Below are 15617 nucleotides of genomic sequence, written 5' to 3'. Positions count from 1 at the left end.
CGCCGCCAGTCGCGGCGGTGCTCACTGCGGGCTATCGGCGCCTTTCTCCTCGGCGGTGAAGCGGGCCACGATCCGGCCCTGATGCCACACCAGCAGCTCACCGGGCTGCATGCGCACCCAGGCCTCGTTGCTGGTCAGGGGCTCGGTGGCGATGACCGAGACGATATCGGCGGGCGTGGTGTGCTCGGCGAAATTGACCGTCAACTCGGCATCGGAAAGCTCCGCCTGGCCGAACGGCGCCCGCCGCGTGATGTGCGCCAGCTTGGTCGAGCAGAAGGTGTAGAGATAGTCGCCGTCGGCCAGCAGCATATTGAACACCCCGAGCGAGCGCAGCTCCTCGCACAGCGCATGGAGCCGTGCCCAGCAGGCCTGGCGCTGGGTGTCATTGGCATCCGGCAGGTGGGGAAAGTGCTGGCGCAACGTACCCAGCAGCCAACAGAAGGCGTGTTCGCTGTCGGTGTCACCGACCGGATGGTAGAACGCCAGGGGCAGGCCCTGCCAGGCCTCCAGCTGCCCATTGTGGGCGTAGCACCAGGTCTTACCCCACATTTCACGCGTGAAAGGGTGGGTGTTGGCAAGCCGTACCCCGCCTACGTTGGCCTGGCGAATATGGCTGATCACGATGTGCGACTGGATCGGGTAGTCGCTGATCAGCCGGGCGATCGGCGAGCGCACCGAGGGGTGGGGATCGCGAAAGTCGCGATAGCCCCCTGCTTCGTAGAAGGCGATTCCCCAGCCGTCGCGATGCGGGCCGGTGCCGCCCCCGCGATGCAGAAAACCGGTAAAGCTGAAACAGATATCGGTGGGCACATTGGCACTCATACCCAACAGTTCACACATGCGGCTCCTCCCGTTGTACGGAACGGCGACGCCGCCGCACCTGCCACAGCACGCCCAGCACCAGCAGCAGCCCGGCACCCAGCGCCCACGCCCACGCCGTGCTTACCCCGAGGTGGGTCTCGGGCCCGCTCGGTGGGCGCCACGCCCGCCAGCGCTCCTGCGCCACGTGGGGCAGGCGCTGGATCGCACCGATCACCCTTTCCACACCTTCCGGCAGGCGCTGCGGCGCGGCGCGGGGTTCGCGCACCGGCGCCAGCTCCTCATGGAAACGTTCGACGCCAAGGCGCACCGGCGCCTCGGCCCGATCGACCCCGATCGCGCCCTCCGGGAACAGCAGCAGGCGCGGCAGCGTGAGTTCGCGGGCGTTGCCGTCCAGCGTTACCTGTGCGCGCAGCAGCAGCGGCTGGCTAATGCCCTCATCCAGCTCAGGCAGTGCGATGCGCCACTGTTCCGGCTCATCGGGCCGGGCCTCGAGGCGCGCGCCGTGCAGCAGGCCGTACAGCTTGGTGTTGGCATGGTCGAGCGCGGGATGCTCGGCCTTGAGCACGACCTCGCCCCGGGCCACCTCGTGCCACGCCGCAATGGCCGGCAACACATTGACCGGCTGCACGCGCTGGCGGCGGAAACCCTGCCCTTCGGCGCGCACCAGCAGCCTGGCCGTACCGACCAGCGCCGGTGCCGGCAGCTCGCCCACGAAATGCCCCGCCTCCTGCTGCAACGTGATGCGCGACTGCACCGTTCCCCTGTCGTCGTGCAGCTCGGCAAACATGTTCAGGTAGGCCGGCAGCGCCTCGGGTGCCACATCGCCCTGCTCATCGGCCAACCAGGCCTCCACCGGCACGCCGAAGCCCAGATAGAGCGTGCTCGGAATACGCGCGGTGCGCAGATGCAGCGGTGCCACGCTGACCCGGCTGTCACTGCCGAGGCCGCCCTCCACGCGCCACTGGCCGGGCATCGGCGACGGCACCTGCACCAGGTCATAGCGCGGCGTGCTGCGCCAGCTCGCCCCGGGGGGCGGCGCGTCGGCCCGGTAGCGGCGACCGTCCGGCGCTACCAGTACCGGGGGCTCCTCACCGTGGAACAGCAGCGCGGTGAAGGCTTCCAGCCCCGGCTCGATCAGGAAGCGCTCGTCGGTCAGCGGCACGCGGTCGCTCGGTACGATGCGATCGACGATGGCGAGAAAGGCCGTGAGCAGCTCCTCGGGCGATGCCACGGTGGCCGACAGCCCGCCGGTCTGCTGCGCCAAGCGTTCCACCAGATCGCCGTCGGCCTCCGCCGAGAAGGCGATGGCATGTACCACCGTATCCTGTGCCACCAGCAGGGGCGCCGCTTCATCCAACAGCGCGGCGCGCGACGCCGCATCAATCTGCGGCTTGCTGCCGCGCCAGGCGGGCAGGTCGATGACGCCGTCGGTCAGCAGCACCAAGTGGCGACGCCCATTGGATGGCGCCGAGGCAGCCTCGCGCACGGCAAACTCGATGTCGGTGAACTGCTGGTAGTCGGCCAGCTCCGCAGAGAGCGCCCGGGCCTGCTCCCGCCAGGCCTCGTCGACCCTGGCCAACGGCAACGGATTGGCGGGGTATTCGCCGAAGGTCCAGATCCCCGCCACGGCGCCGTCGGGCAACAGGCCGACCAGCAGCTCGAGGGCCTCGCCCGCCAGCTGGTCGGGGTCGTTGTGACGCATGCTGCCGGATACATCGATGATCACCCGAATGTCGCGGCGTTCCTCTTGCGCCATCGGCGTCGCCTGCACGCCGCTCGAAAGCAGCATGCCTGCCAGCACGGCGACCAGTCCCAGCCAGCCCCCGCGACACATACCCCATCCCCTCCCCATCGAGGCTCCCTAGCCGACTCGCGGCTCCCGGCGCACCTGCGGCTTGCGGGCCTGACGGCCATCATGCTCGCTGCGCCTGTTGTTGTTCTTGCCCTTCCCCTTGGCGCTGGCGCCTTTGCGCGGCGCTTCCTCGTCTGCGTCTGGCGAGCGCAGCCACCACCACTGCAGCAGGCCCAAGGCCACTCCCAGCCCAGCGCCGGCTGCCACCAGCAGGCCCGAGGCCAGTACGCCCGACAGGTTGCGTTCGAGGAACGCCACCGCGGTGACTACCACCGCCGGCGCGAAGCCGGTATAGAATTCCCCCTCTTCGACCAGCGGTAGCCTGAAGCGTGTCGGCACCCACAGCATGCCGGCCACCGCCCAGGTGAGGGGCAGGCGCACCAGGCGAGGCAGGAAGGCCAGTCCCAGATAACCGGTGACCAGTACAACGAGCGACAAACCCAGATAGGTCAGCCATAGTAGGGACATCGAGTCGGTCGTCAGCATCGACACCTCATTTCGTATGACGATCCGCCATGTCGCGGAACGTAGAGGATGGAAATCTTCACTGAGTATGGTACACGCGCCCCAATGAAAGCACAGCCGCCTCATCGCCCTGATTCCGCCTTCAATGCCGCCCGGGAACCCTCCCCCGTGGCACGCTTCCGCCGCGCCGACGACCCTGAATGGCACTGGCTGGAGGCGCGCGACGACCCCGGTGTTCAGGCCTTTCTCGATGCGGCCAACGCCGAATCCAAGGCCTGGCTGGCACCGCTGGGCGGGCTGGTCGAACGGCTCTACCACGGCCACCTGGCGCGGCGCGAGCTGGCCGTTCACGGCTTGCGCTCAACGCTTGATCACTACACCTACTGGAGCGAGACCGCGGCGGACGCCGACTACCCGGTATGGTGGCGCCACCCCATCGGCTGCGAGCAGCAGGCCGCCCCCTTCCTCGACCTGCAGGCCCGCGCCGCGGCGGTGCCCTTTCTCGAGCTCGGCGATATGGCGCTGTCGCCCGACGAGCGCTGGCTGGCCTGGACCGAGGACACCAGCGGCGACGAGCGCTTCACGCTCTTTCTCAAGGCGCTGCCGGACGGCGAACCCAAACCGTTGCTGGAGGAGATCGGCCCGGAGCTGACCTGGGCCGAGGACAACGCCACGCTGCTGTTCACCCGCTACGACGCCACCCAGCGCCCCGACAGCGTGTGGCGCCTGCGGCTCGACCAGGGCCGCGCCGGCGAGCCGGTGCTGCTGCTACGCGAGGAGGACCCCGAGTTCTGGCTGGGCCTGGGCAAGACCCGCTCCCGGCAGTGGCTGGTGCTGGAGAGCGCCTCGAAGGACACCAGCGAATGTCATCTGATCCCCGCCCACGCACCTGAGACGCTGCCGCGCTGCTTTCGCGCGCGGGAAAAGGGGGTCGAGTATGGCATCGAGCACCGCCCCGGCCATTTCTACCTGCTACATAACCGGGCGGCCCCGCACTTCTGCCTCGACCTGGTGGAGGAATCGTCCCCCGAGGCGCCCTGGCAGCCGCTGATCGCCCATCGCGACGAGGCCACCCTGGAGGGCGTGGACGCCTTCTCCTGGGGGCTGGTGCTGACCGAACGCGATCACCACGAGGCCCAGGTCCACGTCCGCGTGATCGAACTCGACCCGCAGCATCGGCCACTTCGCGACGAGCGACTGGCCCTGCCCGAATCGCCCTGCAGCCTGGCGCTGGGCGACATGCCACACTTCGACGAGCGTCGCCTGCGCCTGCGCGAGGAGTCCTTCACCATGCCGGTGTGCTGGCTCGAGCATGACCTCGACAGCGGCACACGGCGAGTGCTCAAGCGTCAGCCGATCCACGGTGACCTGCAGCCGGAAGCGCTCAGCTGCGAGCGGATCTGGGCGCGCGCTCACGACGGCGAGCGCATTCCCGTCTCGGTGGTGCGGCGCGCCGACCTGGCCGGCCACCCCCTGCCCACGCTGCTCTATGGCTACGGCGCCTACGGCGAGGTGCTCGACCCATGGTTTTCGGTGTCCAGGCTCGAACTGCTCAGCCGCGGCGTGGCCTTTGCCGTGGCCCATGTGCGCGGCGGCGGCGACCGCGGCGAACCCTGGTACCTGGCCGGCAAGCTGGAGCACAAGGAGAACAGCTTCCGCGACTTCCTGGCGGCGCGTGACGCGCTGGTCGAGCACGGCGTGAGCGACGCCGCGCGTATCGCCGCCTACGGCGCCAGCGCTGGCGGCCTGCTGGTAGGCGCCAGCCTCAACCTGGCGCCGGAGGCCTTCTGTGCTGCGGTGCTCGACGTGCCCTTCGTGGACGTACTGCGCACCATGGAGAACCCCGACCTGCCGCTGACCACCGCCGAGTACACCGAATGGGGCAACCCTGACGAGCCCGACGCGCGCAAGCGCATCCGCGCCTACTCGCCGCTGGACAACCTTGAGGCCCAGCCGTGGCCAACGGTGCTGCTGCAGGGAAGCTGGCACGATTCGCGCGTGCCCTACTGGGAACCGGCCAAGCTCTACGCCCGACTCACGGAAATGGGCACCGCACGCGGTCCGGTGCTGCTTCGCACCGACATGGCCGCCGGGCATGGCGGCGCGTCGGGCCGCTTCAAGGCGTGGCATGACAACGCCCGGCAGGACGCTTTCATTCTCTGGGCGCTAGGGGTGGAACCGCGCGACTGACCGTGCGTCCCGAATTCAGCCGTCGATGGGCAGGATGGCGATGATGTGGTCTTCCAGCGCCTCTTCCGGCACCTCGCGCTGGGAGATGGCAAAGTTGCGCACGCTGATTCCCTTGCGATGGACCCGCTCGGGGTCGCCCGAGATCAGCGGGTGCCAGCCGGCCAGGCGGCGCCCTTCGGCAATGCGGCGATAGGCGCAGGATTTCGGCAGCCAGCGGAATTCGTCGACGCGCTGGGGCGTCAGCCGCTCGCAGTCGGGCACCTGGGCCTGGCGATTGGCGTAGTCGCTGCACCGACAGCTGTGAATGTCGAGCAGTTCGCAGGCCACGCCGAGCACGGCCAGGTCGCCGCTCTCCTCGTCCTGGAACTTGAGTAGGCAGCACTGCCCGCAGCCGTCGCACAGCGCCTCCCACTCCTCGGCGGTGAGCTCCTCGAGATCGAAGCGCTCCCAGAACAGCTCGCGCATCTAGTAGCGCGCCTCGGTGGGGGTGCGGTACAGGTCCAGCAGATACTCATCCTTGACCGGCGGCAGCTGCAGGTAAAAGCCTTTGTCGCGGATCGCCGCGATGACATCACTTGCCTGGGCCCGCGCCAGCGTCTTTTCCGGCGTCAGGATCAGGGTCATGAGCGAGATCGGCTTACCGAAACGCTCCAGCAGCGCCGCAGGCACCTCGGCCAACCCCTGGCGCTTGTCCACGTAGAGATACATCTCATCCTTGCGCGGGCTCTTGAAGATCTCGCACAGGAGCTTGTTGCCTTGCATGCGGTCATCGTTCATTCGGCGTTTACCTCGTCCAAGGCCTGCTTGAGGGGGGCCGCCAGGCGCTCGCCGCGCCAGCCTTCAGGCAGCGGCAGCGGCTCGCCGGCCAGGTCGGCGGCAATGATGGCCTCCAGATCGCGTCGGCGCATCAGCACCTCCGGCGCCAGCCCGAGCTGCTCGGCCTGTTCGTTGACGACCCGCTTGAGCACCTTCAGACGCCGCTTGTAGGGCGCCTCCATCGGCGATGGCTGTGCCGCCGGCAGCGCTTGCGCCGCGCACTCACGGGCCTGCTTCACCAGCGCCAGCAGGAGATCGCCATCGCGCTTGATCAGGCTCGGCTTGATCTCCTCGACCTCGGCGAGCTGGTAGCGATTCTCCGGCATGCGCTCGGCGATACCGTACAGCACGCGGTCGTTGACCAGCCAGCCACGTGGCAGGTTGCGCCGCCGCGCCTCGCCTTCGCGCCAGGTGGTCAGCAGCCGGTACGCTTCAATTTGGTGCGGTGCGAGCCGCCACAGCTGGCGATGGCGGCGATACCACTGACCATCGGCCTCGTCGCTGCGCAGCGCCTGGGCCATCAGCTCGCGGCAGTCGGCGTCGAGCCAGGCGCGACGCTGCAGCCGGTCGAGCGCCTCGCACTGGCACTCCCACACCTTGAGCAGGCAGACAACGTCCAGCGCCGCATAAAGCTGCTGGGAGTCGCTCAGCGGGCGTTTCAACCAGTCGGAGCGAGTCTCGTCCTTGGGCAGCGTCTCGCCGGTCCAGTGCTGCACCAGGCGCTGGTAGCCCATTGCCGGGTCTTCCCCCAGCAGCGCCTGGGCCACCTGAGTATCGACCAGCGGTGCCACGGTGACCCCGGCCCAGTGCGCCAGCACTTCAAGATCTTCGCTGCTGGCATGCAGCAGCTTCAGCGGCCCCTCGCCCAGCAGCCGACGAAAGCTGTCGGTGCAGGCGACCTCCTGGGGGTCGACCAGCCACGCCGGCCCACCCGCGGAGAACTGAATCAGGGCCGGAATCGGATGAAAGGTCTTCTCGCGGAAGAACTCGGTATCCAGCGCCAGCACTTCGGCCTGGGCGACTTCAGCACAGGCGGCATCCAGGGCGTCGGGCGTATCGATCCAGCGTATCTCGGGGGTCAGGGTCATGCAGTCATCCAGGTAAGCGGCGAGATCAGTCACCACGAAACGGCAGGCGGCCGTTGAAGGCGCGGCTGAGGGTGCCGCCGTCGACATATTCGAGTTCACCACCCATGGGCACGCCGTAGGCCAGGCGTGATAGCACCACGCCGTAGGGCGAGAGCTGGGCGGCAATGTAATGGGCGGTGGCCTCGCCCTCCACGGTCGGGTTGGTGGCCAGGATCACTTCGTCAATGCCGCCCTCGGCGACACGTGCCTCGAGCTGGTCCAGGCCGATATCCTCAGGCCCGATGCCGTCGAGCGGCGAGAGATGGCCATGCAACACGAAGTAGCGACCGCGGAAGCCTCCGGCATCCTCGATGGCGAGCTGGTCGGCCGGCGACTCCACTACGCACAGCAGGGCATCGTCGCGCCGCGTGCTGGTGCACAGCCCGCACAGCTCCTCTTCGGTGAGGGTGCGGCAGCGTCGGCAATAGCCGACCCGCTCGAGCGCCAGCTCGAGCACGCTGGCCAGGCGGCGCCCGCCGTCACGATCACGCTCGAGCAGATGCATCGCCATACGCTGGGCCGTCTTGGGGCCCACGCCGGGCAGCACCCGCAGCGTCTCGATCAACCGCTCGACAAGGGGGGAAAAACTCATGATCCGCTCTCAACGCGACCGAAGCTGCCAGGGCCATGTAACGACACGGCTATCGTGACGTCCCGGCGTAACGACCGGGCGACCCTCGCAAAGGAGGAGCGAGTGTACACGATAGCCGTTGCCTCGTGCAGCCTGCCGGCCGCTGGCGCCTAGGCAGCGCCGAGCCGGTTTAGAACGGCAGCTTGAAACCAGGCGGCAGATTGAGGCCCGCCGTGGCCTCTTCCATCTTGGCCCGGGAGCTCGCCTCGACCTTGCGCACGGCGTCGTTCACCGCCGCCGCCAGCAGGTCTTCCAGCAGCTCCTTGTCTTCCTGCATGACGCTGGCGTCAATGTCGACCTTGCTCACGTCGTGGCGTCCATTCATGGTCACCTTGACCATGCCGGCGCCGGCTTCGCCGGTTACCTCGGCCTTGGCCACCTCCTCCTGGACGCGCTGCATCTTTTCCTGCATTTCCTGGGCCTGCTTCATCAGGTTGCCCATTCCGCCTTTGAACATGGTGATTCCTCTCGCTTGTCAGTAAAGGGGTTCAGGCTCTCGCCGCATCGGCGGCTACCGGCTTGACCGAGGATTCGATCAGCCGTGCACCGAAGGCGTCCTGAAGTTTGCGTACATGGGGGTCGCTCTGCAGCGCCTCGATGGCGCAGGCATGCTGCTCCGCGGCCAGCCGCTCGGCCTGCTGGCGCGGCGTTTCCACCTGGTCGGGCAGCGGGCCGACCTCGATCACCACCTTGCGGACCACGCCGAAGCCGGCCAGCGCCTCCTGCACCCGGCGGACATGGATCTCAGCCGCCATCGCCTCCTGGGATGGCGCAAGGCGCAGCAGCAGCCGCTGGCCGTCATCCTGTTCGACGACGCAATGCGCCGCCAAGTTGCGCGTCAGCCCGCCCAGCCCCAAGCGCTCGAAGCAAGCCAGCCAGCGCTCGTGATCAAACGCTTCGCCCGCCGCTGCCGGCTCGCTGTGCGGCGCCACCGGCGCTGCGTCAGCCGAAGGGGCCACTGCTTCACCCACCGGCTCAACGGCTGCGTCGGTCGATCCGGCTGACTCCGGGGAAACGCCGCTGTCAGCAAGCGCTTCGGCCTTGGGCGCCGCCTCGACAGGTACCGAAGCAACGGGCCACGCTGCTTCCGGCTGGGGTTCGGGCTCGGGCAGCGACTCCCAGGGGGGCGGCGCCTCCGGCGGCGGCGTTTGCTCGAAAGCCACCGCTGCAGTAAGCATCGCCTGCTGTGATGCAGGCGATGCTTGCCCAGGCCCAGCGTCAGGCTCGGTGTTGCCACCCTGCGGCGCGGGCACCTGGCTCTCACCGTAGGCCTGTGCCGCCATTCCCGCCAGCGGCGCGAGCGAGGATGAGGCGCTCTCCCCTTCCTCGCCGGAGGCAGCCGGGCCGCCTTTCTGTCCTGACTGGCCGTTTGAACCGGCGCCTGGTGCACCGCCGCGCAGCGGTAGTGGCGTCCTGGCCGGCTGCGGCACGCCCTGAGGGCGGAAGGCCAGCATGCGCAGCAGGGTCATCTCCAGCGCCGTACGCAGGTCGGGCGCATTGGCCATGTCGCCGCGCCCCTGGATGCCGATCTGGTAGTAAAGCTGTACGTCCTCGGCGGTAAAGCGTGAGGCCAGCGCCAGAATCGTTTCGCGGTCGCCATGGCCGTTGTCCACGGCATCCGGCACCATCTGCGCCACGGCCAGGCGATGCAGCACGGCGGCCAAGTCATCGAGCACGGCGGCAAAATCGGGGCCCTGTTCGGCCAACTGGGCGATCTCGGCCAGCAGCCGCGGCGCGTCGACGTCGGCCAGCGCCTCGACCAGCGCCAGCACATGGCGATGGTCGAGCGTGCCCAGCATGGCGGCGACGTCGGCTTGACGCACCTGCCCCTGGCCGAAGGCGATGGCTTGGTCGGCCAGGCTCATGGCATCGCGCATGGAGCCGTCGGCGGCCCGCCCGAGCAGCCAGAGGGCGCTTTCGTCGTAGGCAATGCCCTCCGCTTCGAGCACCTTGGCCAGGTGGGTGACGATGCGCTCCGGCGGCATGTTCTTGAGGGTGAACTGCAGGCAGCGCGACAGCACCGTGGCCGGCAGCTTCTGCGGGTCGGTGGTGGCGAGCAGGAACTTGACGTGGGGCGGCGGCTCTTCGAGGGTCTTCAGCAGGGCATTGAAGCTGCTGGTGGAGAGCATGTGCACCTCGTCGATGAGGTACACCTTGTAGCGCCCCTGGGTGGGCGCGTACTGCACGTTGTCAAGCAGCTCCCGAGTATCCTCGACCTTGGTGCGCGAGGCCGCGTCGACCTCGATCAGGTCGACGAAGCGCCCCTCGTCGATGGCGCGACAGCTGTTGCACTCACCGCAGGGCATGGAGGTGACGCCATCGTCTCCCCTTCCCTTGGCCGTACAGTTGAGACATTTGGCAAGTATTCTTGCCAACGTGGTCTTGCCGACCCCGCGCGTGCCGGTGAACAGGTAGGCGTGGTGCAGGCGCCCCTGGTCGAGCGCGTTGACCAGTGCACGCTGGACGTGCTCCTGCCCGACCAGTTCGTGGAAGGTACGCGGGCGCCACTTGCGGGCCAGAACCTGATAGCTCATTGCAGCACGATATCCTTGCAGCGTGGCCGGCGTGCAGCCGGGCGAGAAAGGGCCTGACGCTCCCCAGCGAGTCGTCCGGCGCAACGCCGACACGCGAAAAGTTCCATTCTACCGGCTGGCGTCGGGGGCGCAAAGCGCGCCTCCCGCTGCACTCCGCCCCGTGGAGGCACGGCATCGTTGATATGCTAGCATGCGTTGAGTATTTTCGACGCCCAACGGAGCCAAGATGACCCAGCCGCGCTGCACCTCCTACTACACCGCCTCGATCCAGCAGGAATCCGCCTACCCCCCGCTGGAAGGTGTGGTGGAAGCCGACATCGCCATCGTCGGCGGCGGCTTCACCGGGGTGGCCACGGCGGTGGAGCTGGCCGAGCGCGGCTACCGGATCGCACTCGTCGAGGCCAACAAGATCGGCTGGGGCGCCAGCGGGCGCAACGGCGGCCAGGTGACCGGCAGCCTCTCCGGCGCGGCCGCCATGCGCAAGCAGATGCGCCGCACCCTGGGCGACGCCGCGGACGACTTCATCTGGGACCTGCGCTGGCGCGGCCAGCGCATCATCCGCGAGCGGGTAGAGGAATACGCCATCGCCTGCGACCTGAAACCCGGCCACCTGCAGGCCGCCTGGAAACCCGACCACATGGCGGAACTGCGCGCCGATCTCGAGGCCTGCCAGGCCCGCGGCATGGGCGACCATGTCGAACTGCTCGATGCACGCCAGGTACGCGAGGTCATCCGCACTGAGTGCTACCACGGCGGGCTGCTCAACCGCTACAACCTGCACCTTCACCCGCTCAACCTGTGCCTGGGCGAGGCGCGCGTCGCCGAGCGGCTGGGCGGCCAACTATTCGAGCATTCCCCGGTAGAGCGCATCGAGCACGGCGCCACGCCGACCGTGGTCACGGCCAAGGGCAAGATACGCGCCGAACGGGTGCTGTTAGCAGGCAATGCCTACCACCGGCTCGAGCGTCGCCGCCTGGGCGGCAAGCTGTTTCCGGCCTCGCTGGGCATCATCGCCACTGCACCGCTGGGCGGACTGGCCGAGGCCATCAACCCCTACGATCTCGCCGTCTACGACAGTCGCTTCGTACTCGACTACTATCGCCTCACCGCCGACGGCCGACTGCTGTTCGGCGGCGGCGCCAACTACTCGGGCAAGGACTCCCCAGACATCGCCGCCGAACTGCGCCCGCGCCTTGAGGCGACCTTCCCCCAGCTCAGGGGCACCCCGATCGACTACGCCTGGCAGGGCATGGCCGGTATCGTGGTCAACCGTATCCCCATGCTCGGCAAGCTGTCGGACCATGTCTACTACGCCCAGGGCTACTCGGGTCATGGCCTGGCCACGTCACACATCGTCGGCGAGATCATGGCCAAGGCGATTGCCGGTCACCTAGAGGAGTTCGACACTTTCGCCGCCTGCCGCCACCTCAAGGTGCCATTCGGTGACGCCCTGGGCAATCCGCTGCTGGCCGCGGGGATGTGGTATTACCAACTGCTCGAGCGCTGGCGCTGAGCTGTGCCTGAAAAATGGCTGCGCTTGGCCATACTGCGTTAAAATTCAGCTTAAAATACTCATTTACACCAGTAAACTCCGTCTTCTCGCTGAATTTTGCCTTGTCTGGCCTTCGCTCGCCGGTTTTTCAGACAAAGCTTCGGCATCATCCAACAACTAGAATAGCGGGCCGCCCATGACAGCTTCCTTTCCCGAACGTATCGACGCCTTTCGTATCGCCCGCCTGCCGGATATCCGCTTCGGTGCCGGCAGCATCGAACTGCTGCCTGGGCTGATCGCCGACTACGGCACGTGCGTGCTGCTGGTCACCGGCAGGCGCTCCTTTACCGCGACGCCACGCTGGCAGGCGTTGGTCGCAGCGCTCGAGACGCAAGGCGCCACTTGGCATCACGTTAGCGTGGACGGAGAGCCCTCGCCGCAGCGGGTGGATGCCATGGTCGCCGAATACCAGGTCCACGCCATCGACGTGGTGGTCGCCGTTGGCGGCGGCAGCGTGCTGGATGCGGCCAAGGCGGTGGCCGGCCTGCTGCGCCCCGGCAATTCGGTGATGGATCACCTCGAGGGCGTCGGCCGCGGCCTACCCTACCGCGGTCCAGCGGTACCTCTGATTGCCGTGCCCACCACCGCCGGTACCGGCAGCGAAGCCACCAAGAATGCCGTGCTCAGCGTGCAGGGCGCCGACGGGTTCAAGAAGTCGTTCCGCGATGAGCGGCTGGTCGCCGCCGTGGCGCTGGTCGACCCAGAGCTGCTGGCGGGGTGCCCCAAGGCGCAGATCGCCGCCAACGGCATGGACGCCTTCACCCAGCTGCTCGAATCCTACGTCTCGCGCAATGCCAGCCCCGCCACCGATGCCCTGGCCTGGTCCGGCATGCAGGCATTCTGCCGCGGCTTCTGGCCGGCTTGGCAAGCGAACCACCCCGAGGCCGAGCAAGGCTATGGACAGCTCGCCTACGCGTCGCTGATGTCGGGTATCACCCTGGCCCAAGCGGGCCTGGGCTCGGTACACGGGCTGGCCTCACCGCTGGGCGCCTTCTTCCCGATTCCCCATGGCGCGGTGTGTGGCAGCCTGCTGGCCGAAGCCACGGCAGCCAATGTCGCCGCCCTGCGCCAGCGCGACGCAAGCAGCCCGGCCCTGGCCAAGTACGCCGAGGCCGGCCGGCTGGTCAGCGAAAACCATGCGCTGGAGGATGCCCAGGCCTGCGACGCCCTGGTAACAACGCTACGCGAATGGACCCGGCGACTGGCCATGCCAAGGCTCGGCGACTACGGCATGACGCATGACGATATTCCACGCGTGGTCGCCGGCGCTCGGGGCGGCAGCATGAAGACCAATCCCCTGGTACTCACCGACGCCGAGCTGGGCGAGATCGTGACGGCTCGTCTATAGACGGTGTCGGCCCGCCAGGCCCAGCTCACCTCGCAGTTTCAAGACCTAAACGCACATAGCGAACGGCGAGCCACATGGCGCTTATGGAAGCCCAAAACGCAGCAAGGGAGGCCAATGGCCTCCCTTGCTGAATTCCTATGCCTTGCCACCAACAGGACTGGCTAGCTCAGGCGCAGTCCGCCGCACCTTCGCCGAACATGTCGAACAGCAGCTCGCGGCCCAGGCTCGACAACACGAAGCGCCCCTGCTCGTTGTAGACGGCGGCTTCGCTGCTCTCCAGCACACGCTGGCAGGCGAGCCACTCCTGGGAGCTTTCGCGCAGCTGGCGCAGGGCGCGGCTGTCGAGCCCGCGGAAGGGAATGGTGATGGTTTCCAGCACATGGCCCTGCTGATAGAGCAGGAAGGCGGCATTCGACAGGCACTGGCGCAGGCTGCGCTGAATACCGGCGTTGGGCGTGGTGTCGATCTGCATGTACACATCCTCTCCCATGAGCTTTGCTGCGCCGCATATTAACACCAAAGTCGATATCTACCAAGGTCTAATCGAAGCGGCGCAGCAAGCACAGCGGCTGGAAGCTCGGCCTGCCTTACAACGGCAACGGCAACGGCAACGGCAACGGCAACGCAGGCCGGCGGCAGACGAAGTGGCTGCGCAAGGCAAGGGAAAGCAAAAATACAAAGGACAGGAGGCGCGCAGAACAGAGCGGCAACACAGGCTGGCGACAACAAGCGCGGGCGAAGGGAAACATGACGCCCGAATTGGAGGCGGCCCCGACAGCCACATCCCGGCACACGCGGCCACCACTACCGTTGCTCCCTTCCGGGCCTGGCGGGGTTTGCGGTTTAGCGTTGCGGGAGGACCAACGGGGCCACCACGACACGACGCCTTCAGGCATCGAACCCGGCCTGCATCAAGGGCTTGCCGAGTGCGCGCACTATACCAGCGCCGCCCTGGGGCGGCAAGGGCGCCCCAAGGATTCACGGTGAACCGACCACCCATGAACTAACCTGTAGGTAGGAACGAAGGGAAACAACGCAGGGCCCAAGGAGGCACACATGGACAAGAATCCCAACAAAGGTTACATCGCGCTGCTCGGCTGGAGCCTCAATGCCATCGAGGCCGCCGAAAATTTCGACCGACGCTATATCGTGGTCGCCCCGGAATGGGCCGAGGAGTACTGCAAGAGCCATGACATACCCCACGTGGCCTGGAACTTCGAGCGCCTGAACGACCGCTCGCTGGAAATTGCCGAGACCCTGAAGGAAATAGGCGTCGATGTCGCCATACCGCTGTTCGAGGAGACCGTCGAATGGGCGGGAGCCATCAACTCCCTGCTGCTCGACAACCCGCGCCTCTACGGCCAATCGCTGCTGCTGCGCGACAAGGCACTGATGAAGCGGCGCGCCCAACTGGGCGGCATTCGCGTCGGCATCTTCGAGGAAGCGCACGACAAGGCGGACGTCATCCGCTTCCTCAAGCGGGTCAACCAGACCCTGCTCAAGCTCGACGGCGATCCCAACGACCCGATTCACCTCAAGGCCTTCGACAAGGCCGGCTGCCTGGGTCACCGCGTGATTCGCACGCCGGACGAGGTCGATACCATTCCCGACGAAGAGTTTCCCGTGCTGATGGAGTCGCACCTGGATGGCTGGGAATTCGCCGTGGAAGCCTGGATCCATGACGGCAAGATCGCCTTTCTCAATATCTCGGAGTACGTCACCCTCGGCTATTCGGTGTTCGTTCCCGCCTCGCCCGAGCTGGAACGGTATCGCCCGCAGATCACCGCCCAGATCGAGAAGCTGATCAAGACCTTCGATATCGACTTCGGCCTGATCCACCCGGAATACTTCGTCACCAGCGACGGCGAGATGTACTTCGGTGAGGTGGCCTATCGCCCGCCGGGGTTCAAGGTGTTCGAGCTGCTCGAACGCGTGTACGGCTTCAATGCCTACCAGGCCAGCATGCTGGTGTTCGACCCCAAGACCAGTGCCGAGGAGGTCAAGGCCTTCTTCCCCAAGGAGATCGAGGATGCCCGGTGCTATGCAGGCTGCTTCGGCGTCTATCCGCGGCGCCGCGTGGTCAGCCGCCTGGAGATACCCGAAGAGGTCGAAGACGACCCCTATTTCGAATCCCACGAGCTGACCCCACCCATGGAGGAGACCGTGACCAAGCGAACCGCCTTCGGCACCCATTGGGGGCTGATCTACTTCAAGGGCGATGACCCAAATCGACTGCGCGACCTGCTCAAGCACCAGGAAGAGCTTGATTTCTACGTGTGA

Annotated in this window: 14 protein-coding genes and 1 other RNA gene; 4 read left to right on the top strand and 11 right to left on the bottom strand. The window is 67.1% G+C overall.

Translation table 11 applies throughout. The annotated features are described in order from the left end of the window. Positions 1-21: 21 nt before the first annotated feature. Genes ACT7B3_RS05560 through ACT7B3_RS05550 form a run of 3 tightly spaced genes read right to left on the bottom strand, consistent with a single transcriptional unit; the run spans position 22 to position 3160 of the window. Positions 22-840 (bottom strand): class II glutamine amidotransferase, encoded by an 819-nt coding sequence (locus ACT7B3_RS05560; protein ID WP_445157151.1) that lies wholly within the window; start codon positions 838-840, stop codon positions 22-24. Further along, positions 833-2656 (bottom strand): VWA domain-containing protein, encoded by a 1824-nt coding sequence (locus ACT7B3_RS05555; RefSeq protein WP_445157150.1) that lies wholly within the window; start codon positions 2654-2656, stop codon positions 833-835. The genes ACT7B3_RS05560 and ACT7B3_RS05555 overlap by 8 nt, the downstream gene beginning before the upstream one ends. 27 nt (positions 2657-2683) lie before the next feature. Further along, positions 2684-3160, bottom strand: coding sequence for a hypothetical protein (locus ACT7B3_RS05550; RefSeq protein WP_445157149.1), 477 nt, complete (start codon positions 3158-3160; stop codon positions 2684-2686). A gap of 84 nt (positions 3161-3244) precedes the next feature. Between ACT7B3_RS05550 and ACT7B3_RS05545 the strand changes: the two genes are divergently transcribed. Further along, on the top strand, positions 3245-5329 hold the full coding sequence (locus ACT7B3_RS05545; RefSeq protein ID WP_445157148.1) for a S9 family peptidase: 2085 nt from the start codon (positions 3245-3247) through the stop codon (positions 5327-5329). A gap of 15 nt (positions 5330-5344) precedes the next feature. Here the strand turns inward: ACT7B3_RS05545 and ACT7B3_RS05540 are convergent, their stop codons facing one another. From ACT7B3_RS05540 to dnaX, 6 genes are all read right to left on the bottom strand, one after another. Further along, on the bottom strand, positions 5345-5794 hold the full coding sequence (locus ACT7B3_RS05540; protein ID WP_444678100.1) for a YcgN family cysteine cluster protein: 450 nt from the start codon (positions 5792-5794) through the stop codon (positions 5345-5347). Then, on the bottom strand, positions 5795-6106 hold the full coding sequence (locus ACT7B3_RS05535; RefSeq protein WP_444678101.1) for a YcgL domain-containing protein: 312 nt from the start codon (positions 6104-6106) through the stop codon (positions 5795-5797). Then, positions 6103-7233 (bottom strand): ribonuclease D, encoded by a 1131-nt coding sequence (gene rnd, locus ACT7B3_RS05530; RefSeq protein WP_445157147.1) that lies wholly within the window; start codon positions 7231-7233, stop codon positions 6103-6105. Before rnd ends, ACT7B3_RS05535 begins: the two co-directional genes overlap by 4 nt. Positions 7234-7258: 25 nt before the next feature. Further along, positions 7259-7864 carry a recombination mediator RecR gene (gene recR / locus ACT7B3_RS05525; protein ID WP_445157146.1) on the bottom strand — a complete coding sequence of 202 codons (606 nt, stop codon included), beginning with the start codon at positions 7862-7864 and terminating at the stop codon, positions 7259-7261. Positions 7865-8033: 169 nt separating this feature from the next. Then, positions 8034-8360, bottom strand: coding sequence for a YbaB/EbfC family nucleoid-associated protein (locus ACT7B3_RS05520; RefSeq protein WP_444678104.1), 327 nt, complete (start codon positions 8358-8360; stop codon positions 8034-8036). 31 nt (positions 8361-8391) lie between these two features. Beyond that, the gene (gene dnaX, locus ACT7B3_RS05515; RefSeq protein WP_445157145.1) at positions 8392-10437 is read right to left on the bottom strand and encodes a DNA polymerase III subunit gamma/tau; all 2046 of its coding nucleotides are present in this window, start codon (positions 10435-10437) and stop codon (positions 8392-8394) included. Between the two features lie 226 nt (positions 10438-10663). Here dnaX and ACT7B3_RS05510 point away from each other — a divergent pair, with 226 nt between their 5' ends. Continuing rightward, positions 10664-11950 (top strand): NAD(P)/FAD-dependent oxidoreductase, encoded by a 1287-nt coding sequence (locus ACT7B3_RS05510; protein ID WP_445157144.1) that lies wholly within the window; start codon positions 10664-10666, stop codon positions 11948-11950. A 175-nt stretch (positions 11951-12125) separates the two neighbouring features. Further along, a complete protein-coding gene (locus ACT7B3_RS05505; protein WP_444678106.1) occupies positions 12126-13337 on the top strand; it encodes an iron-containing alcohol dehydrogenase in 1212 nt (403 codons plus the stop codon). A 166-nt stretch (positions 13338-13503) separates the two neighbouring features. Here ACT7B3_RS05505 and ACT7B3_RS05500 read toward each other — a convergent pair whose 3' ends face one another. Continuing rightward, positions 13504-13809, bottom strand: a complete 306-nt coding sequence (locus ACT7B3_RS05500) for a hypothetical protein (protein WP_444678107.1) — start codon at positions 13807-13809, stop codon at positions 13504-13506. A gap of 297 nt (positions 13810-14106) precedes the next feature. Further along, positions 14107-14203: signal recognition particle sRNA small type (gene ffs, locus ACT7B3_RS05495), an RNA gene on the bottom strand. 190 nt (positions 14204-14393) lie between these two features. On the opposite strand from ffs, the gene ACT7B3_RS05490 reads away from it, so the two are divergent. Next, entirely contained in the window at positions 14394-15617 is a 1224-nt protein-coding gene (locus ACT7B3_RS05490) for an ATP-grasp domain-containing protein (protein WP_444678108.1), read from the top strand.

The organism is Halomonas sp. E14, from assembly GCF_052568415.1.
The sequence above is the reverse complement of the archived record's forward strand: the minus strand, read 5'-3'. Positions and strand labels throughout refer to the sequence as shown.